24 protein-coding genes are annotated in these 23868 nt (G+C 32.6%); 22 read left to right on the forward strand and 2 right to left on the reverse strand.

What is annotated here, in order from left to right:
* The first annotated feature begins 71 nt into the window (after nucleotides 1-71).
* The 22 genes from D1815_RS17050 to D1815_RS17155 all read left to right on the forward strand — a co-directional run bounded on the left by D1815_RS17050 (nucleotide 72) and on the right by D1815_RS17155 (nucleotide 22010).
* On the forward strand, nucleotides 72-1547 hold the full coding sequence (locus D1815_RS17050; protein ID WP_118388450.1) for a DUF5687 family protein: 1476 nt from the start codon (nucleotides 72-74) through the stop codon (nucleotides 1545-1547).
* Between the two features lie 4 nt (nucleotides 1548-1551).
* Nucleotides 1552-2247 carry an ABC transporter ATP-binding protein gene (locus D1815_RS17055; protein WP_027394423.1) on the forward strand — a complete coding sequence of 232 codons (696 nt, stop codon included), beginning with the start codon at nucleotides 1552-1554 and terminating at the stop codon, nucleotides 2245-2247.
* Nucleotides 2248-2463: 216 nt separating this feature from the next.
* Nucleotides 2464-5091: a hypothetical protein gene (locus D1815_RS17060; RefSeq protein WP_233557595.1), complete on the forward strand. Its 2628-nt coding sequence runs from the start codon at nucleotides 2464-2466 to the stop codon at nucleotides 5089-5091.
* Between the two features lie 21 nt (nucleotides 5092-5112).
* Entirely contained in the window at nucleotides 5113-5532 is a 420-nt protein-coding gene (locus D1815_RS17065; RefSeq protein ID WP_027394421.1) for a polymer-forming cytoskeletal protein, read from the forward strand.
* Complete coding sequence (locus D1815_RS17070; protein ID WP_051336234.1) at nucleotides 5504-5731, forward strand: AtpZ/AtpI family protein; 228 nt, start codon at nucleotides 5504-5506, stop codon at nucleotides 5729-5731. The genes D1815_RS17065 and D1815_RS17070 overlap by 29 nt, the downstream gene beginning before the upstream one ends.
* An 88-nt stretch (nucleotides 5732-5819) precedes the next feature.
* Entirely contained in the window at nucleotides 5820-6197 is a 378-nt protein-coding gene (locus D1815_RS17075) for a hypothetical protein (protein WP_118388452.1), read from the forward strand.
* Between the two features lie 122 nt (nucleotides 6198-6319).
* Nucleotides 6320-7396: a F0F1 ATP synthase subunit A gene (gene atpB / locus D1815_RS17080; RefSeq protein WP_118388454.1), complete on the forward strand. Its 1077-nt coding sequence runs from the start codon at nucleotides 6320-6322 to the stop codon at nucleotides 7394-7396.
* Between the two features lie 33 nt (nucleotides 7397-7429).
* Nucleotides 7430-7621, forward strand: a complete 192-nt coding sequence (atpE, locus tag D1815_RS17085) for an ATP synthase F0 subunit C (RefSeq protein ID WP_027394417.1) — start codon at nucleotides 7430-7432, stop codon at nucleotides 7619-7621.
* An 82-nt stretch (nucleotides 7622-7703) separates the two neighbouring features.
* The gene (locus D1815_RS17090) at nucleotides 7704-8204 is read left to right on the forward strand and encodes a F0F1 ATP synthase subunit B (RefSeq protein WP_027394416.1); all 501 of its coding nucleotides are present in this window, start codon (nucleotides 7704-7706) and stop codon (nucleotides 8202-8204) included.
* A gap of 7 nt (nucleotides 8205-8211) precedes the next feature.
* The gene (atpH, locus tag D1815_RS17095; RefSeq protein WP_027394415.1) at nucleotides 8212-8739 is read left to right on the forward strand and encodes an ATP synthase F1 subunit delta; all 528 of its coding nucleotides are present in this window, start codon (nucleotides 8212-8214) and stop codon (nucleotides 8737-8739) included.
* Nucleotides 8740-8813: 74 nt separating this feature from the next.
* Nucleotides 8814-10391 carry a F0F1 ATP synthase subunit alpha gene (gene atpA / locus D1815_RS17100; protein ID WP_027394414.1) on the forward strand — a complete coding sequence of 526 codons (1578 nt, stop codon included), beginning with the start codon at nucleotides 8814-8816 and terminating at the stop codon, nucleotides 10389-10391.
* A 124-nt stretch (nucleotides 10392-10515) separates the two neighbouring features.
* Nucleotides 10516-11382, forward strand: a complete 867-nt coding sequence (gene atpG, locus D1815_RS17105; RefSeq protein ID WP_027394413.1) for an ATP synthase F1 subunit gamma — start codon at nucleotides 10516-10518, stop codon at nucleotides 11380-11382.
* 198 nt (nucleotides 11383-11580) lie between these two features.
* Nucleotides 11581-13515, forward strand: coding sequence for a hypothetical protein (locus tag D1815_RS17110; protein ID WP_118388456.1), 1935 nt, complete (start codon nucleotides 11581-11583; stop codon nucleotides 13513-13515).
* A gap of 106 nt (nucleotides 13516-13621) precedes the next feature.
* Entirely contained in the window at nucleotides 13622-14275 is a 654-nt protein-coding gene (locus D1815_RS17115) for a hypothetical protein (RefSeq protein ID WP_120650331.1), read from the forward strand.
* Nucleotides 14260-14772, forward strand: a complete 513-nt coding sequence (locus tag D1815_RS17120; RefSeq protein ID WP_118388461.1) for a hypothetical protein — start codon at nucleotides 14260-14262, stop codon at nucleotides 14770-14772. The genes D1815_RS17115 and D1815_RS17120 overlap by 16 nt, the downstream gene beginning before the upstream one ends.
* A 32-nt stretch (nucleotides 14773-14804) precedes the next feature.
* On the forward strand, nucleotides 14805-16256 hold the full coding sequence (locus tag D1815_RS17125; RefSeq protein WP_118388463.1) for a lipopolysaccharide biosynthesis protein: 1452 nt from the start codon (nucleotides 14805-14807) through the stop codon (nucleotides 16254-16256).
* Nucleotides 16257-16287: 31 nt separating this feature from the next.
* Nucleotides 16288-16722 carry a dUTP diphosphatase gene (dut, locus tag D1815_RS17130; protein ID WP_027394408.1) on the forward strand — a complete coding sequence of 145 codons (435 nt, stop codon included), beginning with the start codon at nucleotides 16288-16290 and terminating at the stop codon, nucleotides 16720-16722.
* 76 nt (nucleotides 16723-16798) lie between these two features.
* Nucleotides 16799-17815, forward strand: coding sequence for a sugar nucleotidyltransferase (locus D1815_RS17135; protein WP_108802712.1), 1017 nt, complete (start codon nucleotides 16799-16801; stop codon nucleotides 17813-17815).
* Between the two features lie 31 nt (nucleotides 17816-17846).
* Complete coding sequence (locus D1815_RS17140) at nucleotides 17847-19223, forward strand: lipopolysaccharide assembly protein LapB (protein WP_158594462.1); 1377 nt, start codon at nucleotides 17847-17849, stop codon at nucleotides 19221-19223.
* Between the two features lie 6 nt (nucleotides 19224-19229).
* Entirely contained in the window at nucleotides 19230-20003 is a 774-nt protein-coding gene (locus D1815_RS17145; RefSeq protein ID WP_118388467.1) for a DUF4292 domain-containing protein, read from the forward strand.
* Nucleotides 20000-21229 (forward strand): murein hydrolase activator EnvC, encoded by a 1230-nt coding sequence (locus D1815_RS17150; protein ID WP_118388469.1) that lies wholly within the window; start codon nucleotides 20000-20002, stop codon nucleotides 21227-21229. Before D1815_RS17145 ends, D1815_RS17150 begins: the two co-directional genes overlap by 4 nt.
* 7 nt (nucleotides 21230-21236) lie before the next feature.
* Nucleotides 21237-22010 (forward strand): sulfite exporter TauE/SafE family protein, encoded by a 774-nt coding sequence (locus D1815_RS17155; RefSeq protein ID WP_118388470.1) that lies wholly within the window; start codon nucleotides 21237-21239, stop codon nucleotides 22008-22010.
* Nucleotides 22011-22014: 4 nt separating this feature from the next.
* On the opposite strand, the gene D1815_RS17160 is transcribed toward D1815_RS17155, so the two are convergent.
* Together D1815_RS17160 and D1815_RS17165 are read right to left on the reverse strand one after the other, a co-directional pair.
* Complete coding sequence (locus tag D1815_RS17160; RefSeq protein ID WP_027394402.1) at nucleotides 22015-22524, reverse strand: acyl-CoA thioesterase; 510 nt, start codon at nucleotides 22522-22524, stop codon at nucleotides 22015-22017.
* Between the two features lie 214 nt (nucleotides 22525-22738).
* Nucleotides 22739-23773 carry an SPOR domain-containing protein gene (locus tag D1815_RS17165; protein WP_118388472.1) on the reverse strand — a complete coding sequence of 345 codons (1035 nt, stop codon included), beginning with the start codon at nucleotides 23771-23773 and terminating at the stop codon, nucleotides 22739-22741.
* Between the last annotated feature and the right edge of the window lie 95 nt (nucleotides 23774-23868).

Consider the following 23868-nt stretch of genomic DNA (forward strand, 5'->3'; position numbering starts at 1 on the left):
AACAAAATCCATTTTTTGATTACTAAATAGTGTAAGAAGTCTTTCCTACTTCTTTTAAAACTAATACAACTATGTTTAAACATTTTATATCCTTACAGTGGAAATCTTTTTGGCGATCTGCATCTGCTTCTTCGGGAGTTTGGATGAAAATCTTCATGGGATTTTGGGCGGTATATTTTATTTTAATGATGATGGGAGGCAGTTTTATTGCCTATAAATATATCAGCAAAGATTTATGTCTAGATCCATTAGAAGTGGTAAATAGATTTTTGATCTATTGGTGGGCATTTGATCTTATTTTTAGATATGCGTTACAAAAAATGCCTGTTATCAATATTAAACCTTTATTGATTTTACCTTTTAGTAAAAGCAAAATTGTATCATTTGCTTTGGGTAAGACAATGTCATCGTTTTTTAATATTATTCATGCCTTCTTTTTTGTTCCATTTTCAGTTCTTTTGATTGCTAATGGAGATGCACCTGTATTAAACGTGTTGTTATGGAATATAGGATTGATTGCATTGATATATGGTAATAATTTCCTTAATATCTTATTAAACAATAAAGACAATCTTATTTATGGAGTTGGTGGCGTTATGGCGTTATTAGGTGGATTGCATTATTTCGGATATTTTGATGTTACACAGTATACAGCACCGTTTTTTCAGGGATTATACGAATCAAAGTTTTTAGTAGTTATTCCAGTAGTTGCTGCGATTGCACTTTATATTATTGCATTTAAGTCTTTTGTAAAGGATTTGTATCTGGATGCTGGATTGGCAACGAAATCTAAAACTGTAAAAACAGAAAATTTAGAATGGTTGGATCGATTTGGTAAAACCGCAGTATTTCTAAAAAATGATATTAAGCTTATTAAAAGAAATAAAAGAGCAAGATCAACAGTAATAGTGAGTGCGTTATTTCTTTTTTATGGTCTGTTATTCTTCACAGGAGCTGTCGAAGCATATGAAGGACCTGTTTGGAAAATATTTGCAGGGATTTTTGTTTCTGGTGGATTTTTAATGAGTTTTGGACAATTCGTTCCAAGTTGGGATAGTTCTTATTATCCATTAATGATGAGCCAAAATATTAAATACCGAGAATATCTTTCTTCAAAATGGTGGTTAATGGTAATAGCGACATTTATTTCTGCTGTTCTAGCATCAGGATATTTATATTTTGGATGGGAGGCATACTTAGCGGTTGTTGTTGGTGCGATCTATAATATGGGAATGAATGCACACGTCGTATTATGGGCAGGTGCTTATGTAAAAACTCCAATAGATTTAACTAGTAATAAAAAGGCTTTTGGAGACAAACAATCCTTTAATATGAAAACATTAATGTTATCATTGCCAAAACTTGCATTACCAATGGTGTTATATGCAATAGGACATTATGCATATAGTCCATATGCAGGTTATGCATTGGTTGCTGTTGCTGGAATTGCTGGTTTTGCATTTAGGAATATGGTTTTTGATAAAATTGAAAGAATTTATAGAACAGAGAAGTATAAAACGATCTGGGCATACAAACAAAAAAAATAAGAAGATGATAGGAGTACATAATATTACAAAGACATATGCAGGGAATACGGTATTAAATATTGAGCATTTAGAAATTCCTAAGGGAGATAGTTTTGGTTTAGTAGGAAATAATGGAGCCGGGAAAACAACTTTATTTAGTGCTTTATTGGATCTTATTAAACCAACAACAGGTCATATAGAAAATAGTGGGATAAAAGTAAGCGAGAGTGAAGATTGGAAATCAATCACATCGGCATTTATCGACGAAACATTTTTGATCGGTTATCTTACAGCAGAGGAATATTTCTATTTCATAGGAGAACTTCGAGGCCAAAATAAAGCAGATGTAGATGCGTTGTTAGCAGAGTTTGAAGATTTTTTTCACGGAGAAATATTAGGTCAAAAGAAGTATTTAAGGGATTTGTCTAAAGGGAATCAAAAGAAAGCTGGAATAGTGGCTGCATTGATAGGAAATCCAGAAGTTGTTATTCTGGATGAACCATTTGCCAACCTGGATCCTACAACTCAGATTCGTTTAAAGAAAATCATCAAAGATTTGGCTGCAGATCCTAATGTTACTGTTTTGGTTTCTAGTCATGATTTGATGCACGTAACAGAAGTGTGTGAGCGTATTGTGGTATTGGATAAAGGAGAAGTAGTTAAAGATCTTGCAACCTCTACAGAAACATTAAAGGAATTAGAGGAGCATTTTAATAAATAAGTATAAGCAATTAAGTTTTCGGGAAACTTTGAAGCATCGCTGATCTTTTGTTAGCGATGCTTTTTTTATTAAAACTATCGAAACAACAAAAAAATGTGTTGTTCAGAGGTTTTTTACTAGAAGAAATGTATTTTTACATTTCACGCAAGGTTTTTATGCCGTTCTGATGCACTAAAACGCAAGTTTTTAAGTTATCAGCGTATAAATTATTCAGATTTGAACAGAAATTTATCACAAATCATCGTTGTATTTCTCCTAATTGTTATTGGGTTTAGTTGTTCGCGTAAAAAAGACAAATGGACTAATAGGACTTGGCACGATGTAACTACAAAAAACAATACACTTTATAACGGAAGAGTGGCTTTTGAGAAAGGAAAGCAGGATATTGTTCAAACATATAAAGACAATTTTTGGGAATTACTTCCGGTAGAAAGATTAATTGTTGGTGAAGATGTTAGGCTTCCTAATGAAGTTCTTAATCAAAATTTTGATAAAGCAGAGGAAAAGGCAGCTAAAGCTATACAAAAGCATAGCATGCTTATTGATGATAGAGAGCGAAATCCTAAAATTGATGAGTCATTTTTACTTTTAGGAAAAGCGAGGTATAACGAACAACGATTTATTCCAGCTTTAGAAGCTTTTAATTATATTCTATATAAATATCCAACCAGTAATAATATCAATCATGCTAAGGTTTGGAGAGCAAAAGCCAATCTTCGTTTAGATAATAATGAGAAGGCTATAGAGGATTTAATGAAGATGGTGGAAGAAGAATATATGGAAGCTCAAGATTACTCTGATGCAGTGGCGATGATTGCGCAAGCATATATTAATCTAGAACAAAAGGATTCTGCAGTTACGTATATTAGTAAAGCAGCGATTCACTCAAAAAATAATGAAGAAAAAGGTAGGTATCTTTATATAAAGGGTCAGTTGTTAAATCAGTTAGGATATAAGGATAGTGCTAATTATGCGTTCGATCAAGTAATTGATCTGAACAGAAAAACACCTAGGCGATATATGCTAAATGCGTATATGGCAAAAGCCAGAAATTTTAATTACGAAACAGGAAATAAACAAGAGTTTTTAGAGCTTTTAACAGATTTAGAGGAGAATCGCGAAAATAGACCTTTCCTTGATAAAATTTATAATCAGAAAGCCGTTTATTTTAATACACTAGATTCTATAGATTTAGCGGTGCAATTTTATAATAAATCTTTAAGAACAGATTCTGAAGATACATATTTACAATCACTTAACTATAAAACACTAGGAGATATAAATTTTGATGATAAGGAATATGCAGTAGCGGGTGCTTATTATGATAGTACCCTGGAAAGAATGGTTGTTGATTCTAAAAAATACCGTGTATTAAAAAAGAAAAGAGTCAATTTAGACGATGTAATTTTATATGAAGGAATTGCGCAAACTAATGATAGTATTCTTAGTGCTGTAGCGATGTCTCCAGAAGAAAGATTAGCATATTATTCTGAGTATACTGAGAAAATTAAGGCAGAAGCTATTGCAGCTGAGGAAGCGGCAGAAATTGCAAGAATAAAAGGAGAACTTCCTAACGAACAACGATTTAATAGACCAAGTACTGGATTAGGAGCTAGTGGCGGACCAAACCCAGAAGAAGGAGGAACGTTTTATTTTTATAATCCTACTACGGTAGCTTATGGTAAAACTGCTTTTAAAAGAACTTATGGAAATCGGGAATTGCAGGATAATTGGAGGATATCCAGTATTACAAATCCAACAGCGGTTTCTAATGAAGAACAGGGTGAAGTAGAAGAGTATTCGATTGAGTCGGATCCTGCTTTTGATCCACAAACGTATATTACCCAATTACCAACAGATGAGGTTGTTTTGGATAGTTTGCAAACCGATAGAAACTTTGCTTACTATCAATTAGGGGTTATTTATAAGGAGAAATTTCAGGAATATGAATTAGCAACAGATAAGTTTGAAGGTCTGTTAGAAAGTAATCCAGAAGAGCGTCTAATCGTTCCCTCTAAATATAATTTATATAAAATTTATGTTTTACAAGGCAACGTAGAAAAATCGAATGCACTTAAGCAAGATATTATTAATACACATGGAGATTCACGTTATGCTAAAATTCTTCAAAATCCTGATGAAGCATTAAAAGATGATCAAAATAGCCCAAAATCTTTGTATAATAAATTGTATAAGGATTTTAAGGGCCAAAAATATGCTTCAGTAATAAAAGAAAGTGATGAGTTGATTACTAAGTTTGGTGGAGAAGATTTTGTTCCAAAATTTGAATTATTAAAAGCGCAAGCGATTGGTCGTTACCAAGGTTTTGAGGCGTATAAAGAAGCCTTGAATTATGTATCGCTTAATTACCCACAAAGTCCAGAAGGTAAAAAGGCACAATTAATATATCAAACAACAATACCACAAATACAGAATAGGGATTTTGTGTTAGAAGGTACGGATCAAGAAAAAAACCATAAGTTGGTATATGAGTATTCTAGATTTGGAGATAATCAAGCTCAAGAGCTTAAAGAGAGATTAGAAGCTATTTTAAAAGATCTTAGGTATGATAAAATGAAAGTATCGTTAGATATCTATACAAAAGATCAACAATTTGTGGTAGTTCATACCAAAAGAGATAAATTAGGTGCAGAAGGTCTAGCAGAACTTTTGATTCTGGGTAAAATAGAAGATACCAGAGGAGTAGATATGACAAAATGGAACCGTAGGAAGAAATACTATCAGAAGGTAGATAAAGAATATTTTTTAGTTACTTCTAAAAATTATAGAATCATCCAGATACATAAGAACCTAGATAGTTATTTGCAACCTAAATCAGAATAATAATTTAATCCCCCGATTAGTATGTTTTCAGACAATAAAAAAGGAAAAGATCAGGCTTTAACAGATTTTTCAAGAAATCAAAACAAAATTTCAGAAGGAACTAAAATTGTAGGAGATGTAGTCTCCGAAGGTGGTTTTAGGGTAGAAGGTACTATAGAAGGTACATTTAAAACCACAGGAAAAGTAGTAGTCGGAAAATCAGGTTTTATTCAGGGAACATTAGAATGTTCTGATGCTGATTTCGAAGGTAAGTTTTCAGGAAATCTTGTGATTTCAGGAACACTTTCCTTAAAACCAACAGCACATATCGAAGGAGAAGTTTCTGTAGGTAAATTAGCTGTAGAGCCAGGAGCGACTTTCAATGCATCTTGTGTCATGAAAGGTGGTGTAAAATCTCTTGGAGGCAAACAAGATGGGCAAAAACAAGGGAAATCAGCTTAGAAAATATTTAGCTCTAACTGGTATTGCTTTTGAAATGGGAGCGATCATTTTTGTCTGTGCATATGCAGGTAAGAAATTAGATGCCTATTATCAATTCGAAAAAAATTGGTGCACAATGGGGTTAGTTCTTTTTGGGGTAGCATCATCATTATATTTGGTTATAAAGCAATTAGATAGGATTAATAATCCTAAGAAATAAGTTGTTTTTACAATAATTATTTCAGAAAATCTTTCCTAACACCTTTTTTAAAAACAAAAAAGCAATTAAAATTTAGTAAACTAAATAAATGATTAAAAATTTACTTAGCTTTTTAAGCATTTTTCTTTTAGTCTTATTAGTTGTATACGGAGTACATATTTGGGTTGGAAGTTTTTTTTCAATCAATAATAATCCTGCAATTATTAATCTTTCATATATTTTTAATGCGGTATATACGATCATATTAATTACTGTAATTTTGATTTTTCGAAAAAAGTTTAAAGATCAGATTGGTTTTATTTTTTTAGCAGGAAGCTTCATTAAATTAGGAGTTTTTGTAGCCATTACTAAGCTCAATGGTATAGTGATGGATAAAAGCATTTTTCTTGACTTTTTTACACCCTATGTGATTAGTTTAATTTTGGAAGTGTACTATGTTTCTAAAATTCTTAATTCTAATAAATAGCTGAAAATCAATAGCTTAATTATTTTGAAATATTCTCAAACTTATTTGTGTAAAATAGTTTAAGAATCTAACTTAATTATGTACATTTGCACCGAAATTTAGGAACCGAAATCTGACCTAGAATGCAAAAAATTAGTGTAGTTAGAATTTTTATGACTTTAGCTTTGATTCTCACTTCTTTGAATCTGGCGGCAAAAGATACTGAGAAAATAGAAAAAGGAGGACAGGTTGACACTCCTGAGGAGATGGATGCTTATAGAGATCATCACCTTTTAGATTCACATGATTTCACACTTTGGTCTGATGGAGAAAAAGGAACTCATGTTGGTTTTCCATTGCCTGTTATTTTATGGGATAATGGTCTTAAGATTTTTTCTTCATCAAAATTCCATCATGGAGAAACTGTTGCTGAGGTTGACGGTAATTTCTACAAATTATATCATAGTAAAATATATAAAACGGATGCAGACGGTACCATCAATTATGATGAGGATCATCACGCTACCAATGCAAAACCATTAGATTTTTCAATAACAAAAAACGTTGTTAGTATGCTTTTTATAGCGATAATAATGTTCTTTATGTTTAGAGGTTTAGCAAAGTCATACAAAAAGAATAATGGTATTCCAACTGGTTTAGGTCGTTTTCTTGAGCCATTAGTTGTATTTGTAAGAGATGAGATTGCAATTCCTAATATAGGAAAAAAGCATCACGGGAAGTATATGAGTTTTTTATTGACAACCTTTTTCTTTATTTGGTTGTTGAATTTGTTAGGGATGACTCCATTAGCTCCTAACGTTACAGGAAATATCTCAGTAACTTTTGGTTTAGCGTTATTAACATTCTTAATTACGAATCTTACTGCAAATAAAAATTATTGGGGACACATTTTTTGGATGCCAGGTGTTCCAACATTTATGAAAATAGTTTTAGCGCCAATAGAATTGTTAGGTGTTTTTATCAAACCTTTTTCATTAATGATCCGTTTGTATGCGAATATGACCGCAGGTCACGTAGTGATTATGAGTATTATTGGTATGATGTTCTTATTTAAGAACTGGATAGGTAGTCCATTATCATTTGGTTTAGCATTTGCGTTATCAATATTAGAATTATTGGTAGCAGCATTACAAGCATATATTTTTACGATGTTGTCTGCACTTTATTTTGGTTCAGCCAATGAAGAGGCACATCACTAAACGTTAATTGTTTAATTTTTTTAATTCTTTATTATGGAAGGTTTAAATTATGTAGGAGCTGGTTTGATTGTTATCGGTGCTGGTTTAGGTATTGGTAGAATCGGTGGTCAGGCAATGGAAGCTATTGCTCGTCAACCAGAAGCTTCAGGAAAAATCCAAACAGCTATGCTTATTGCAGCTGCACTTATTGAAGGTATTGGATTTGCTGCATTATTTGCAGCTTAATTTACAAACAATAGCTGTAACGGTTGGTTACAGCTATTGTTTACTTTGAAATTAAAAATTAAAGAAAACAACATATTTAATTATGGATAAGTTAATAAATGATTTTTCATTTGGTCTGTTTTTTTGGCAGATACTATTGTTTGTAGGGTTACTATTATTATTAAGAAAATTTGCTTGGAAACCAATTCTAGAGGCAGTTAATAATAGAGAAGAAGGAATTAAAAATGCATTAGAGTCTGCTGAGGCGGCTAAAAAAGAAATGCAAAACCTTCAGGCTGATAATGAGCGTATCCTTAATGAAGCACGTGCTGAGAGAGATGGAATGCTTAAAGAAGCAAGACAATTAAAAGAGAGCATGATTGCAGACGCAAAATCTGAAGCGCAGACGGAAGCTGATAAGATTGTTGCACAAGCACAAGCTACAATAGAAAGTGAAAAGAAAGCTGCGATAGCTGACCTTAAAAGTCAAGTTGCGGGACTATCTGTAGAAATTGCAGAAAAAGTAGTTAGAAAAGAATTAGCTAACAAAGACAAACAACTAGAATTAGTAGAGTCTATGTTAGGAGATGTTACTTTAAACTAATCATAAGATGAGTAGAGCAGCAATACGTTACGCTAAGGCAGTTTTGAGTTTGGCTCAGGATAAAAATGCCACTGAGGATGTTCAGAAAGATATGAAAAATATTATCGCTACTATTGATAGTAGTTCTGATCTTAAAATGGTATTAAACAGTCCTTTGATCAAAAGCGAAGTAAAGCTAGCTTCTTTGCGTGAGATTTTTAAAAGTTCAGGAGATCTTACACAAAAACTTTTTGACACATTAATAGAAAATAAAAGAGTAAGCTTGCTAGATAATGTGGCAAAGCAGTATATCGTTTTATTTGATCAATTAAATAATACTCAAGTTGCTAAGGTAACCACTGCAGTTCCTTTAGATAAAACGTTAAGTTCAAAAGTTTTAGCTAAAGTAAAAGAATTGACAGGAAACGAAGCGACTATAGAAAATGTTATTGATGAGAGCATCATCGGTGGTTTTATTCTAAGAGTAGGTGATTTGCAGTATAATGCGAGTATAGCTAATAAGCTAACAAGTTTAAAAAGAGAATTAAGTAATTAATAAATTACTTCAATTATATAAATTTAATAATAAGAGAATGAGTAGGTTTACTCATTTTTACAAACTATTATAAAATGGCAGAGGTGAATCCTGCTGAAGTATCAGCAATATTAAAACAACAATTATCTGGATTTGAAGCTACAGCTTCACTAGAAGAAGTAGGTACAGTATTACAGGTTGGTGATGGTATCGCCAGAGTATACGGATTGTCTAACGCTCAATATGGAGAATTAGTAGAATTCGAATCTGGACTAGAAGGAATCGTACTGAATCTTGAGGAAGATAATGTTGGTGTAGTACTTTTAGGTTCTTCGACAGATGTAAAAGAAGGTGTAACGGTTAAACGTACACAAAGAATTGCTTCTATTAATGTTGGAGAAGGAATTGTAGGTCGTGTAGTGGACACTTTAGGAAATCCTATTGATGGAAAAGGAGCGATTGAGGGTGAAACTTTTGAAATGCCATTAGAGCGTAAAGCTCCTGGTGTAGTTTTCCGTCAGCCGGTAACAGAACCATTACAGACAGGTATTAAGTCTATTGATGCAATGGTACCAGTAGGTAGAGGACAACGTGAATTGGTGATTGGTGACCGTCAAACTGGTAAGACAACAGTTTGTATCGATACAATCCTTAATCAAAAAGAATTTTATGATGCTGGTGAGCCAGTTTACTGTATTTATGTTGCTATCGGACAGAAAGCATCTACAGTAGCAGGTATTGCTAAAGTATTAGAAGATAAAGGAGCAATGGCGTATACTACAATTGTAGCTGCGAATGCTTCTGATCCTGCTCCAATGCAGGTATATGCTCCGTTTGCAGGTGCTGCAATTGGTGAGTATTTTCGTGATACAGGTCGTCCTGCTTTGATTATCTATGATGATTTATCTAAACAAGCGGTTGCATATCGTGAGGTATCATTATTATTACGTCGTCCACCAGGACGTGAGGCATATCCTGGAGATGTATTCTATCTTCACTCTAGATTATTAGAGCGTGCTGCAAAAGTAATTGCTGATGATAGTATTGCAAAAGATATGAATGATTTACCTGATTCATTAAAAGACAAAGTAAAAGGTGGTGGATCACTTACTGCATTACCAATTATTGAAACACAAGCGGGTGACGTTTCTGCATATATCCCAACTAATGTAATTTCTATTACAGATGGTCAGATATTCTTAACTTCTGATTTATTTAACTCCGGTGTTCGTCCAGCAATTAACGTAGGTATTTCTGTATCTCGTGTAGGTGGATCGGCTCAGATTAAATCAATGAAGAAAGTAGCAGGTACATTAAAGCTTGATCAAGCACAGTTCCGTGAACTAGAAGCATTTGCTAAGTTTGGTTCTGATCTAGATGCAGCTACCTTAAACGTAATTGAAAAAGGTAAGCGTAACGTAGAAATCTTAAAGCAGGCTCAGAATGACCCTTATACAGTAGAAGATCAAATTGCAATTATCTATGCTGGATCTAAAAACTTATTAAGAGATGTTCCTGTTAATAAAATAAAAGAATTCGAAAGTGACTTTATAGAATATCTTAATGCTAAACATAGAGATACTTTAGACACTTTAAAGGCTGGGAAGTTAACAGACGAAGTAACGGATGTATTACTTTCAGCTTGTAAAGAGATTTCAGCAAAATATAAGTAAATAGTATTGAGTACAGAGTATTAAGATTTTTAGTACTCTGTATTTTATATAAAGTTATAATATTAGAAAGGTATTGTTTAGAAGTACTTAGTTATTAGCTAATCAATACTCAATACTAAGAAAGATGGCAAATTTAAAAGAATTACGTAGTAGAATTACCTCTGTATCATCAACGATGCAAATTACCAGTGCCATGAAAATGGTATCGGCAGCAAAGTTGAACAAAGCACAGATGGCAATTACTGCTATGCGTCCTTATGCAGACAAGCTTACTGAATTATTACAGAGTTTGAGTGCTTCTCTTGAAGGAGATAATGCAAGTTCATTCTCTGAGCAACGTGAGGTAAACAAAGTTTTAGTAGTTGCAATTGCTTCTAATCGTGGTTTGGCAGGTGCTTTTAATTCTAACATTGTTAAAGCTTCTAGAGAGTTATATGAGAATGTGTATGCTGGTAAACAAGTTGACTTTGTTACCATTGGTAAAAAAGTAAATGATATAGTTTCCAAAACACATACCGTTGTGGCTAACAAAAGTGAATTGTTTGATGATCTTACGTTTGCTAATGTTGCTGCTATTGCAGAAGAGTTGATGGAAATGTTTACGAATGGTTCTTATGATAAAATTGTTGTGATATATAACAAGTTTAAGAATGCAGCTACGCAAATAGTTACAACAGAGCAGTTTTTACCAATTAAACCAGTAGAAACTGAAGGCGAAAAAAGTGCTAACTTAGATTATATCTTTGAACCATCTAAAGAGGAAATAGTTGAAGAATTAATTCCAAAATCTTTAAAAACACAGCTTTATAAAGCAATTCGTGATTCTTTTGCTTCTGAACACGGAGCGCGTATGACAGCGATGCATAAAGCCACAGATAACGCTACTGAATTAAGAGATTCTTTAAAATTACAATATAACAAAGCTAGACAGGCTTCTATTACTAATGAGATCTTAGAGATCGTTGGTGGTGCAGAAGCGTTGAACTCATAATTAGATGTTTGTTGGAAATCGATAAATAGTCTTAAAAAAGAGAATATATCCTAAAAACTCGACATTAATTATGTCGAGTTTTTTTTATTTCCAGATTTCGTTGAAATATCAGTAAAAAGTGATTTCTAGGGGTAACATTTTCCCTGTTTTAGGCACTTACTATCAAGTACTAAACATTAATTTTTAAAACCACTTTTTATGAAAAAAATTATCAACCTTTTTTATGTATGCTTACTTATTATTATATCGTCATGTGGGAGTGATGATGATGCAATTGGAAACCTTCCTCCAATGGAAGTGTCGAATATAGAAGCAGAAGTAATTGAAGGCACCCTTGTAAGAATAAGTTGGGCAGAAGCGGAAGATGCTAATAACGATGAACTATCATATGATGTAGTAATTAATGATAGGGTAGTTGCTGATAAAACATCGGAATTATCTACAGAATTTAATGTGGCCAGTTTGTTGACAAATAGGTCTAATAATCTACAAAAAGGATTAAATCTAGAGTTAACAATTAGTATTAAGGCGTATGATACTAATGGTGGTGTTTCTGATGAATCGATTGTAAAACGAAATGTCTTTGTTAATAGAGATCCAAGTACGTTCGAGTTTGCAAATATTAATTTTGATTTCTCGTACTATAACTGGTTAGAGGTTTCTTGGTATCCAGCGATAGATGAGGATGATGATATCTTATCTTATGACGTGTATCTTAATGATGTTGTTTTAAGAGAAAATTACATTATTGGATCAGATGATTATGACGGTTTGGGTAATATATATTATAACACTGATTATTCTCAATATGTGGATGATGAAATTATTATTAAAGTTGTTGCAAATGATAGAGATGGTGGTATAACGGAAATTAGTAAATCTTTTGACTTTAGAGCTACAGATGTTGATTTAGGAACATTATCATTACCATATGATAGTTCTATGGAGTATGTAATTAATCAAGAAGAAGTAGACCGTAGAGTCGGTTACACTTTTCAGATAGATGAAAATACTGGATATGTAATTCAGTCTAGTGAATATTTACAGTTAAGGTTATCCGATGACCAAGGTAATTATATAAATGGAAGTTATGAAAGATTGTATGGAGAATCGTTGACCGCAGGAACGTATTATTTAGAAATAGAAAATTATTATAATAATTCGAACTTATCTGGTACGCTTTCTTTTGTTTTAAAAGATCCAAAAGAATCAGATGTGGATTTGGGAACCTTAGGAGTCCCGTATGAGGAGGCGTTAAACTTTTCTTTACCAAATAACGAACCAGATAATAAAATAGGTTATACTTTTCAGATTAGTGAGGAAACAGGTTTTTCGGTTTTTTCTCAGAATAATATTAATTTCGAGCTTAGGGAAGTAAACGGAAACTTTATTACATCTGGTTATAGGAGAGCGTTTGCTGAGACGATTCAACCCGGAACCTATTATTTAGAAGTGTATCAGTATTATAACGATATTAATTCTGGCTCCTTTACAATGGTTTTAAAAGATCCTACTACCACAGATGTTGATTTAGGAACATTGTCAATACCTTATACAGATTCAGTAGAATTTAATGTGTCTACAACAGAACCTGATGGGAAGATTCGGTATTTATTTGAGATTAATAGCACTACAGGGTATTCGTTTACAACTCAAACAGGAATATATTTAAATTTATATGATAGTAATGGTAATTATATAAACTACGGATATAGAGATATTTATGGAGAGAATTTAAATGCCGGAAGTTATTATTTAGAAATTGTCAATCAAGACTATAATGATATATCTGGAACTTTAAATATAACACTTAGCTCTCCGAACGAATCTGATATTGATCTTGGCGCACTTGCAGTACCTTTTAATCAATCATTTGATTTTAATACAACAGGCGAAATTGATAGAAAAATTAGGTATGAATTTAGTGTTGATTCTGAGGCTTCTTATGCTTTTGAAATTATCAATGAAAATTATGATGATTATATTTATTTATATGACGCTAGTGGTAATTACATAAGTGGAAGTGATTATTACCAGATTACTGGAACATTATCTCCTGGTAATTATTATGTTGAAGTTGCAGGGTATAGTAATAATACAGGTTCAGGAACATTGGTTTTTGACCTTCAATAAAAATATAAAATAGATTAAGACCCTATATACTTTGGTGTATGGGGTTTTTTGTTTTTTTTATGACAAAGCTTGTTTTCATTTTTTATCTTTAAAGGAAAAAAGAAAAATGAAAACAATTAGACTTTTTATCTTACTAATGATTGTATCATTAGTAACTACTACCAATGCGCAGGAATCAGAAACTTTGTATAAAGCAGGAGATATTAAAATGGGAATTTCTGCGGTTCCACTTTTGGATCTAAGTGATGGTTATAGCGGTATAGTAGCTAAACCAAGTTTATCGTTCTATGTTTCGGAACATTTCGCAGTTAATACATCAGCTTTTATATTATTACCACAAGATATAGAGCAGGAAAATAGAATAGATGCCGAAGTGCAGGCTTATGGTTTTATACCTTCTTTTAGGAAACATGCAATTAATAGTGGTAAATTTAGTTTTTATTTAGAATCTGGAGTCGGGATTGGAGCTATCAGATATGAAGCAAATGATCCTGCAGATGCGGCAATTGAAGATAATAGTGGAGGTTTGTTATTATTTTCTGCTGGTGCCGGAATAAATTATAAATTTGCAAAGTGCTTAGAGTTAGAATTTGGTCTTCCTTATATGTATGGATTAAATATTACAAATGGGGATGATACGAAGCTATTTTCTGGAGTTGCTTTTAACTTTGGTATAAACTTTGTTTTTAATACCAAGGATATTAAGAAAATGAAACAAAAACATCGTGAACGTTTAAAAGAAAAATGGGACAAAGAATAAATTTTAGAAAACTGCTGACCAAAGTCGGATTATTAAGTATTTTGATGACTTTCGGGCAATGCGCTACAGGCCAAAAAATTGATAAAACAGCTCCAGTAGCTTTAAATTCACCGTATTTCCAAGATTGGGTTTCTGGAGTAAAAGGTGGTGGTGCTGGCTTTATGCTTTATTTTCCAGTAGATCCTGCTTCAAATGTTACATTGGAGAATGCTTATTTTAAAGGAAAAGCGGTTCAGTTGAAACGTAAACAAAACGAATCTGTTTATGTAGGTCGTTATACAGATCCTATTACGGTTAAAAAGGATATCGTGATGAGTAGTGATCAAAAGGAGGAATACAACAATAAAGTTCCGGAGATCGAAGAAAAAATACCTTTTGAGCTTAAAGAAGGAGAATGCATCATAGCGTACTCTAAGAATGGACAAGAAGGATATTTTAGAATTGATAAATTACCAAAAAAAGAATTGAAAGCATATCCTATGCAGCCAAGACAATAAAATTGTATTTTTAGAATCACAATAGTAAGCACTTGGGGATTTTTCAAAAACTTTTTAAGCAAACTTTTATATACGGAATGGCAACTGTGTTACCACGCATGTTGTCATTTCTTTTGGTACCCCTATATACCAATCAATTACCAACAGAAGAATATGGTAAGGTTTCGATTATTTTTTCATACTTCGTATTGCTCAATGTAGTTTTAGCATATGGTATGGAAACTGCTTTTTTTAGGTTTTTTAATAAAGAATCTAATAAAGAAAAGGTGGTTAGTACATCTGCTATATCATTAATAACTTCATCATTGATATTTTTGGTGATCGCCATCCTTTTAAGAGAGCAAATATCAATTTGGACAGATATTAAATTAGAATATATAAATTTAGTAATATGGATATTGCTTCTAGATGCTTTAGTTATTATACCATTTTCTTGGTTAAGAGCCAATGAGCAACCTATTAGGTATGCGATTATTAAAATAACAAATGTTGCTATTAACTTTGGGTTAAATATATTTTTCTTACTCTATTTAAAACAACTTTCATTTCATTTTTCTTTATTTAATTGGATTTGTAAAGATGATTATGAAATCAGTTATATATTTATTTCTAATCTTATTGCAAGTGGATTTGTATTAATGGTTTTGTTACCATTTTATATTAAAATTAAATATCACTTTGATAAGGTTCTTTGGAAAAAAATGATGAGATATGCCCTGCCAATTTTGATAGCAGGAATCGCATATTCAATTAATGAGACTTTTGATAGAATTCTATTAGATAAATTATTACCAGAGAATGTCGCCGAGCATATGGTAGGGGTCTATTCTGCCTGTTATAAATTAGCATTGTTTATGACATTGTTTGCTACTGCTTTTAGGTTAGGAATAGAACCGTTTTTCTTTAATTATGCCGATAATAAAAATGCCCCAGAAACATACGCTAGAATTACTAAGTATTTCGTAATTCTAGGATCATTTATTTTTCTATTTGTGATTGTATTTGTTCATCTGTTAAAAATTGCTTTTTTAAGAGATGTAGCATATTGGGAAGCAGTAAAAATTGTTCCATTCATTTTATTAGCTAATTTTTGTTTAGGAATTTATCATAATCTTTCGGTTTGGTATAAGGTAACGGATAGAACAAGGTTTGGAGCGTATATATCGGTTTTTGGAGCTATTATTACTTTACTCCTTAACTTTTTATTAATTCCTAAATACACTTATGTTGGTTCGGCTATCGCTACTTTAGCGGCATATGGGACGATGATGCTAGTGTCTTGGTATCTGGGAAGAAAATATTACCCAATTCCATACGATCTAAAAAAAATGGGGATGTATCTGGCGTTATCGATCAGTTTTTCAATTATTTCGTTTTACGTCTTTGATAGTAATTATATGATTTCAATCCCTTTATTAGTAGTGTTTTTAGTAGTTTTGTATGCCTCAGAAAAAAAGGAATTAAAACAAATATTAAAAAGATAATCAACATTTTAGAAAGAGCTTTATAGTAGATATGCAAATAAATATAATTAATAAATCATCGCACAAGTTACCGCATTATGAGACCATAGCTTCAGCAGGAATGGATCTTAGAGCAAACATAACAGAATCAATAACATTAAAACCATTAGAACGAACAATTGTAAAAACGGGATTGTTTATAGAATTGCCTGTTGGTTTTGAAGCACAAGTTCGTCCTCGAAGTGGATTGGCTGCTAAAAAAGGAATTACGGTATTAAACGCACCGGGAACTGTCGATGCTGATTATAGAGGTGAAATAGGAGTTATTTTGGTAAACTTATCCAATGAAGATTTTGTTATAGAAAATGGAGAAAGAGTCGCGCAGTTAGTTATTGCAAAACACGAAAGAGCTGAGTGGATAGAGGTGACTGAACTTACCGAAACCTCTAGAGGAGAAGGTGGCTTTGGAAGTACTGGAGTTAAATAGGAATATTTGCCAAGTAAAAAAACAGTACAATTAAAAAATATTAAATAAAATCAACCAATCAAAAAATAAGTAAGTAATGAAAATAATTGTTCCAATGGCAGGAAGAGGTTCTCGATTAAGACCTCACACATTAACAGTTCCAAAGCCTTTAATTCCGGTAGCAGGAAAACCAATTGTTCATCGATTAGTTTCTGATATTGCTAAGGTTTTAGGAGAGCCAATAGAAGAAATAGCATTTGTGTTAGGAGATCCTGCGTTTTTTGGTGATGATGTGGTAGTGAGTTTAACAGAATTAGCAGAAGAATTAGGTGCTAAGGCTTCTATTTATAGACAAGACCAACCTTTAGGAACAGGACACGCGATTATGTGTGCTAAAGATTCTTTATCAGGTCCAGCCGTTGTGGCGTATGCCGATACATTGATTAGAGCAGATTTTAATCTTGATAAAGAAGCGGATTCTGTGATTTGGGTTAAACAAGTAGATCAACCAGAAGCGTATGGAGTAGTAAAGCTTAATGAGAATAAAGAGATCGTAGAATTGGTAGAGAAGCCAAAAGAATTTGTTTCTGATTTAGCTGTGATAGGAATCTATTATTTTAAAGATATTGCTGTGTTAAAAAATGAATTGCAGTATGTGTTGGATCACAATATAATCAATGGTGGAGAATATCAGATTAATGATGGTATTAAACGAATGATGGCAGATGGCAAAGTTTTTGTTCCTGGTCAGGTAGAAGAATGGATGGATTGTGGAAACAAAAATGTTACGGTAGAAACGAATTCTAGAATGCTAGGTTTTTTGGAAAAAGATGAAGAAAAATTAATAAGCGACGATGTTGTTTTAGAAAATGCTACTGTTGTTCCTCCTTGTTGTATAGGGAAAGGGGTTGTAATTAAAAATGGATCCATTGGACCTAATGTTTCAATTGGAGACGGTTGTAGTATTGAAGATAGTACTATTAAAAATAGTTTAATACAGAACCAAACTATCGTAAAAAATGCTACCTTAGACAATGCTATGATAGGGAATCATGTGTATTATGATGGAAAATACACCACCATTAGTATCGGAGACTATTCTACTTTAGAATAATACTTGATTTATATTACTTTGAATGATTTATATGCCTAAACTTTGGAGACATATTTTAATTTGCTTGATCTTTCTTGGAGGAGGAGTTAATAGTGTTTTAGCTCAAGAACCAGAATCGCTCAAAAAAATAGAGATTTTGGATGATCTCGGAGACGTGTCTGATGTGTTTAGGGAAAGTTTTTTTGAAGCGCTAAAGCAAAGAGCAATCACAAATTACGATAAAGCAATCATAGCGTTAGAGCGATGTATTTCGACAAATCCAAAACCAATTGTTTTGTATTATGAATTAGGTAGAAATTACTTGGAGCTAAAACAATATGATAAAGCAACGGTAAATTTGCAAAAAGTTCTTAAAGAAAGACCTAATGATCGATATGTTTTGGAGTTATTATTCGAAATATATTTTACAGAAAGAAAGTACACAGAATCTATAGAGGTTGTTGAAAAATTGGTGACTTTCGATAGTATGTACAAAGAACAATTGGCCAATCTTTATTTTTTAGAAACTCGTTATGATGATGCTCTAATAGTTGTAGATGAATTGATAGAGGAATTGGGTTTAGATTCATATAGAGATAAATTAAGAAAAAAAATAACCTTAAAAATAAGTAATCCTAATTCTCAAATTACAAGATTGCAAGAGAAAATAGCTTCTAATCCAAAGGAAGAGCAGAATTATTTGAATTTAATTTATCTATACAGTCAAGATAATCAGATCGAAAAGGCATACGGAACGGCTCAGATGTTGTTAAAAGAGAAGCCTAAGTCAGAGTTGGCTCATTTAGCATTATATAAGTTTTATTTGGATGATAACTTACCAAAAGAAGCTATTAATTCTATGAAAATTATCTTATCGAGCGATAAGATAGACGAAGAATCTAAGTATAAAGTAATAAATGATTTTTTGATTTTTGTGGACAAAAACCCGCAATATGAAACTCAACTTATTGAAGTAACCAAAGTTTTTTCTGATGATTCAGGAAGTAGTAAAGTGTTTACGGAAATAGGAAACTATTTTTATGAAAAAGACAAAAAAGAGCAAGCACTTAATTACTATGAGAGAGGAATTAAAGATAACGCTAGTAATTTTGGGATTTTAAGAAAAATGCTGTTGTTGCAGTTAGATTTAAAGAGGTATGAAAAAGCCAAAATAGGAAGTGAATTAGCAATAGAAATGTATCCTTCGCAGCCAATTCTATATTTAGTAAGTGGAGTTTCTCTAATTAATTTAAATAATTATGAAGAAGCTATAGATATTTTAGGTATCGGTATGGATTATATTATTGATGATTTTAAAATGGAATCTGACTTCCATGATCAAATAGGAGAAGCATATATGAAAATGGGAAATGAGGCAAAAGCTTTAGAGTATAAAGAGCGATCAGTTCAACTTAAAAAAAAATCATAAAAGGTAATGAATAGAATATTTTATCTATTATGTATTTCGTTAGTTATACTTCAGTCTTGTAAAGGAACCAAAGCTATTTCAGGATCTAATATCAAAAAACTGAAAACCGAAAAAATCATATCTAATCATTACGATAAAGCTTTTAACTTTTCTACAATCAACGCTAAGGTAAAAGTTAGATATAATGATGGGAAACAATCATTTAGCCCTAATGTAACAATACGTCTTGAAAAAGATAAGAAAATATGGGTCAGTGCTAAGCTTTTGGGAATAACTCTGGCAAAAGCTCTCATTACGCCTGATAAGGTGAGCTATTATGAAAAGATCAATAATACTTATTTTGAAGGTGATTTTGTGTTGTTAAGTAATTGGCTAGGGACTGATTTGGATTTTAATAAAGTACAACAATTATTGATTGGTCAAGCGCTTTTTGACCTAAGAGATGACAAGTATATTTCTTCAGTAGAAAATCAAAAATATAGACTTCAACCTAAAAAGGAGTTAGCGTTATTCGAGCGATTATTTATTTTAAATCCAGATAATTTTAAGATTTTTTCCCAACAGTTGAAACAACCAATAGAAAATAGAAACCTTCTTATTAACTATAATAGTTACCAAAAGGTAGGAAATCAAGATTTTCCGAAAGAAATCAGTGTTCTAGCTACAGAAGGTATTGCGAAAACTTCTATTATGATAGAATATCGTAGTGTTGATTACAATGCTAAGGTAAGTTTTCCGTTTAAAATACCATCAGGATACGAGCAAGTGACTATAGAATGAGGTTAAAACAGTGTATATATATCTTCGGGATGCTTTTAATGAGTATTCCTTCTTTTTCTCAAACTACCAAGCAGCAGCAGCTTGAAGAGCAAAGACGCCGTCTTAAAGAGCAGATTGAACAGATGCGGGTATTGCTTGCTGATACAAAACTTAAAGAACGTTCCGTGTTAGATGAGGTAGAAACGTTAAGTTCCCAGATAAGTACTAGGCAAAACCTTATTAAGATTACCAATCAACAGGCAAATTTATTGACCAGAGAGATAAATAATAACCTGAAGAAAATGGAGTCGTATCGCGATGAGTTGAAAGCTTTAAAAGAAGATTATGCAAGAATGATTGTAAAGTCTTATAAAAGTAAATCTCAGCAAAGTAAGATTATGTTTTTACTGTCTTCAAGCGATTTTGCGCAAGCTTATAAACGATTGCAATATATGAAGCAGTATAATGAGCATCGTAAAGAGCAGGCGGATCAAATACAAAGCCGTACCGAAGAATTACAAACATTAAACAAAGACTTATTAGAACGAAAGAAAAATAAGCAGTTATTAGTTGAAGAAAATCGAGATGCTCAAGAACGCCTTAAAGAAGAAAAACAACAGCAACAATCCTTGATGGCGTCTATTCGGAAAAAAGAAGGGACATATAAAAAAGAGATAAAGAAAAAACAAGAGCAGGCAAGCGCATTGGATAAAGCTATTCAAAAATTAATTCGCGAAGCTATTGCTAAAGCAAATAAGAAGGCTGGAAAGAAAGCTTCTAAGAAGGGATCGGCTACAACTTTTGCATTAACTCCAGAGGATAAGAAGTTGGCGGATAATTTTACTTCTAATAAAGGAAAATTTCCTTGGCCAGTAGGTACCGGTAAATTAACTAGGAAGTATGGTCGTCAACCACATCCAACGTTACCGAATATTCAGATTAATAGCAGTGGAGTAGAGTTAGAAACAAGACCTGGAGAAAAAGCTAGAGCGATTTTCGAAGGAGAAGTAATGGCAATTCAGAAATTAAAAGGTGCAGGTAGATTGGTTCACGTAAGACACGGTAACTATATCACAGTGTATTATAATCTGGAGAATATTTCTGTAAAGGAAGGTCAGAAATTGTTAACTAAACAGAGTATAGGAGAAGTACGTGTAAACCCAACCACTGGTCGCGCCATTATGAAATTCTTAATTTTTAAAGACACTAAAAAACTAAATCCACAATCTTGGATTTATAAAATGTAATGATAACATGGAAATAGTTATTATTTCGGTTGTAGCTTTTTTACTTTCAATACTTACCTTTTTTTCTGGATTTGGTTTAGGAACCATTCTAACACCAGTATTAATGATTTTTTTTCCTGTAGAAATAGCGATAGCGTTAACAGGTATTGTGCATTTCTTTAATAATGTTTTTAAATTAGTTCTGGTAGGAAGAAATGCAAATAAGTCGGTGTTACTAAGATTTGGAATTCCGGCTGTAATAGCTGCTTTTGCAGGTGCTTGGTTGTTGATACATATTCCTGATATACAACCACTTTTTACGTATACATTATTTGATAAAGAGTTTGAGGTATATCCGGTAAAGTTTATTATATCAATTTTATTGATAATTTTCGCGAGTATGGATTTGATACCATATTTCTCGAATCTAAAATTTGGCAAAGAGAAACTTCCTCTAGGAGGGGTTTTAAGTGGTTTTTTTGGAGGGCTTTCCGGTAATCAAGGAGCGCTAAGAACAGCTTTTCTTATAAAAGCGGGACTTTCTAAAGAAGCATTTATAGGAACTGCAGTGGTGGTTTCTACTTTTGTAGACTTTACTAGACTTAGTGTATATGCCACCAATGTATCAGAATCGGGTATTACAGAAAACCTTCCATTAGTTACCTGTGCAACATTATCGGCTATAGCTGGCGCATTTTTAGGGAATAAGTTATTGAAAAAAGTAACCTTAAAATTTCTTCAGATAGTTGTGGCTATTATGTTAATCCTAATCTCAATTGCATTAGGAGCTGGATTCCTTTAACAATCTAAGTAAACAGCGCTTTCAGTTCGGTAGCATCATTAGGTTTCATTTTACCTGCTAATACTAAACTAAGTTGTTTACGGCGCAGTGCAGCATCGTATCGTTGTTGTTCCAATTCAGTTTCTGGCTTGATCGGAGGAACAGAAACTGGTGATCCACTTTCGTTAACGGCAACAAAGGTGTATATGGCTTCGTTTGCTTTCGTTTTATCTCCTGTTTGGCGGTCTTCTATCCAAACATCTATTACTACCTCCATAGACGATTTAAATGCACGAGAAACTTTTGCTTCTACGGTTACAACGCTTCCTAAAGGGATGGCTTTGCTAAATGCTACATGATTTACTGAGGCGGTTACTACAATTCTTCTAGAATGTCTTCCTGCAGCAATACCGGCAGCTCTATCCATACGAGCTAATAATTCACCTCCAAAAAGATTGTTAAGAGGATTAGTTTCTCCCGGTAAAACAAGATCAGTCAATATAGTTCTAGATTCTGAAGGATATCTGGATTCCATGAATTTTGGTAATTTTGGGCAAAGATAATCAGGTAAGATTAACTAACGACTATACTAATACAGAAAACTGATATTCAGCTGTCTTTGGTAAATTAATAAATATTCAATGCTTTTGCGAAAAATAAAAAGAAATCTACCTAGATTTCAAAATTTAATATAGAAAGTAACAAGACAATACCGTTGAGAGTGAAAATCAACTAAAAAACAATTGTTATTATTTTTGAACTAATAGCCAAGCACGACGATCTTGTTGTTTTTTTATTTTTTGTAATGCTTTAAGGGCCTCTAATCTATCCTCAAAAGTGTTATAGACAACTTGATGTAATCCATATTTGTTAATGCCAATTAATCGCGCATCAAACCCTTTTGATTTTAGCTTTTGCACCTTTTTATTGGCATTTCCTTTTATTCTAAATGCTCCAGCTACAATATGGTATTTTCCAGAAGTATTTACAACTTCAATATTTTTGTTTTCTGGGTTCTTAGCAGAAGCTGCATCCGCTTTAATGATGTTAAGATTAATAGCAGGTAAGGGACTTGTAATATCGAAAGTAGCTTCTTGGATTCTGTTTTGAATTTCCTCTTCCGCTTTTACTAACATGCGACCATTTTCTAAATTGGTCTGAGTATTAACTTGGTATAAGCCCAAAGAGCCTATGATAAGTCCAATTGCAGCAACAGCGGCATATTTTAAATAAGGGCGTTCTCTTCTTCTTTCAGGAGTGAATGCAATTGGTGTAACTTCTTCAATTGCTTCGACCTGTTCTTTATAAGTTTCTCTGGTTACCTGGGGCATTACTACTTTTTTAGTAACTTTTTGTTCTTCTCTAAGAATTGAAGGAGATATAAAAGAGTTTAAGCCGAATGCTTCCGTTAAATAATTTGTATTCTGAGAAGGTTCAAATTGTAAAGTGTCTTCCACAGAAGTGTAAAAAGAACCAATTCCATCCAATTCAAGTCTTTTACCATTCGCCATCTTATTTCTAAGTGACAAAACATAACGCTGGATTTTTGCAACAGCATCAGTATAGGATATATTTTCTGCAGTTGCTATGTAATTGGCTAATAGACCATCATTGTTTTGTAGTTGGCTATTAAAAGAAATAATTTTTTGAGGAGGAAAAAAAGCATGAGTAGATTCCTGAATCATAGCAGGTTGTCGCTTTGTCAAAAAAGCACCAAATCCTGGTAAGATTACACATTCGTATCTATATAATAATTCACTTATGTATTTTGCTGTATGATTCATCGTCCCCCTATCTTAAAATCTTATTCAATATTTTCAGTTTAAACCATTTTAAAGATTATACGAATCTTGGTTAGCTTAACTTGAAGAATTAGTTG

It is taken from the genome of Aquimarina sp. AD1 (genome assembly GCF_003443695.1).
Lineage (GTDB): Bacteria > Bacteroidota > Bacteroidia > Flavobacteriales > Flavobacteriaceae > Aquimarina > Aquimarina latercula.

Excerpts from the sequence above, each read along its gene's own strand:
- D1815_RS17070 (WP_051336234.1), top strand. The coding sequence starts at position 5,504 with ATGGGCAAAAACAAGGGAAATCAGCTTAGAAAATATTTAGCTCTAACT.
- D1815_RS17155 (WP_118388470.1), top strand. The coding sequence starts at position 21,237 with ATGGAAATAGTTATTATTTCGGTTGTAGCTTTTTTACTTTCAATACTT.
- D1815_RS17150 (WP_118388469.1), top strand. The coding sequence starts at position 20,000 with ATGAGGTTAAAACAGTGTATATATATCTTCGGGATGCTTTTAATGAGT.
- D1815_RS17160 (WP_027394402.1), bottom strand. The coding sequence starts at position 22,524 with ATGGAATCCAGATATCCTTCAGAATCTAGAACTATATTGACTGATCTT.
- D1815_RS17050 (WP_118388450.1), top strand. The coding sequence starts at position 72 with ATGTTTAAACATTTTATATCCTTACAGTGGAAATCTTTTTGGCGATCT.
- D1815_RS17115 (WP_120650331.1), top strand. The coding sequence starts at position 13,622 with ATGAAAACAATTAGACTTTTTATCTTACTAATGATTGTATCATTAGTA.
- atpG (WP_027394413.1), top strand. The coding sequence starts at position 10,516 with ATGGCAAATTTAAAAGAATTACGTAGTAGAATTACCTCTGTATCATCA.
- atpA (WP_027394414.1), top strand. The coding sequence starts at position 8,814 with ATGGCAGAGGTGAATCCTGCTGAAGTATCAGCAATATTAAAACAACAA.
- D1815_RS17090 (WP_027394416.1), top strand. The coding sequence starts at position 7,704 with ATGGATAAGTTAATAAATGATTTTTCATTTGGTCTGTTTTTTTGGCAG.
- atpB (WP_118388454.1), top strand. The coding sequence starts at position 6,320 with ATGCAAAAAATTAGTGTAGTTAGAATTTTTATGACTTTAGCTTTGATT.
- D1815_RS17075 (WP_118388452.1), top strand. The coding sequence starts at position 5,820 with ATGATTAAAAATTTACTTAGCTTTTTAAGCATTTTTCTTTTAGTCTTA.
- D1815_RS17165 (WP_118388472.1), bottom strand. The coding sequence starts at position 23,773 with ATGAATCATACAGCAAAATACATAAGTGAATTATTATATAGATACGAA.
- D1815_RS17120 (WP_118388461.1), top strand. The coding sequence starts at position 14,260 with ATGGGACAAAGAATAAATTTTAGAAAACTGCTGACCAAAGTCGGATTA.
- dut (WP_027394408.1), top strand. The coding sequence starts at position 16,288 with ATGCAAATAAATATAATTAATAAATCATCGCACAAGTTACCGCATTAT.
- D1815_RS17140 (WP_158594462.1), top strand. The coding sequence starts at position 17,847 with ATGCCTAAACTTTGGAGACATATTTTAATTTGCTTGATCTTTCTTGGA.
- D1815_RS17065 (WP_027394421.1), top strand. The coding sequence starts at position 5,113 with ATGTTTTCAGACAATAAAAAAGGAAAAGATCAGGCTTTAACAGATTTT.
- D1815_RS17055 (WP_027394423.1), top strand. The coding sequence starts at position 1,552 with ATGATAGGAGTACATAATATTACAAAGACATATGCAGGGAATACGGTA.
- atpE (WP_027394417.1), top strand. The coding sequence starts at position 7,430 with ATGGAAGGTTTAAATTATGTAGGAGCTGGTTTGATTGTTATCGGTGCT.
- D1815_RS17110 (WP_118388456.1), top strand. The coding sequence starts at position 11,581 with ATGAAAAAAATTATCAACCTTTTTTATGTATGCTTACTTATTATTATA.
- D1815_RS17135 (WP_108802712.1), top strand. The coding sequence starts at position 16,799 with ATGAAAATAATTGTTCCAATGGCAGGAAGAGGTTCTCGATTAAGACCT.
- atpH (WP_027394415.1), top strand. The coding sequence starts at position 8,212 with ATGAGTAGAGCAGCAATACGTTACGCTAAGGCAGTTTTGAGTTTGGCT.
- D1815_RS17145 (WP_118388467.1), top strand. The coding sequence starts at position 19,230 with ATGAATAGAATATTTTATCTATTATGTATTTCGTTAGTTATACTTCAG.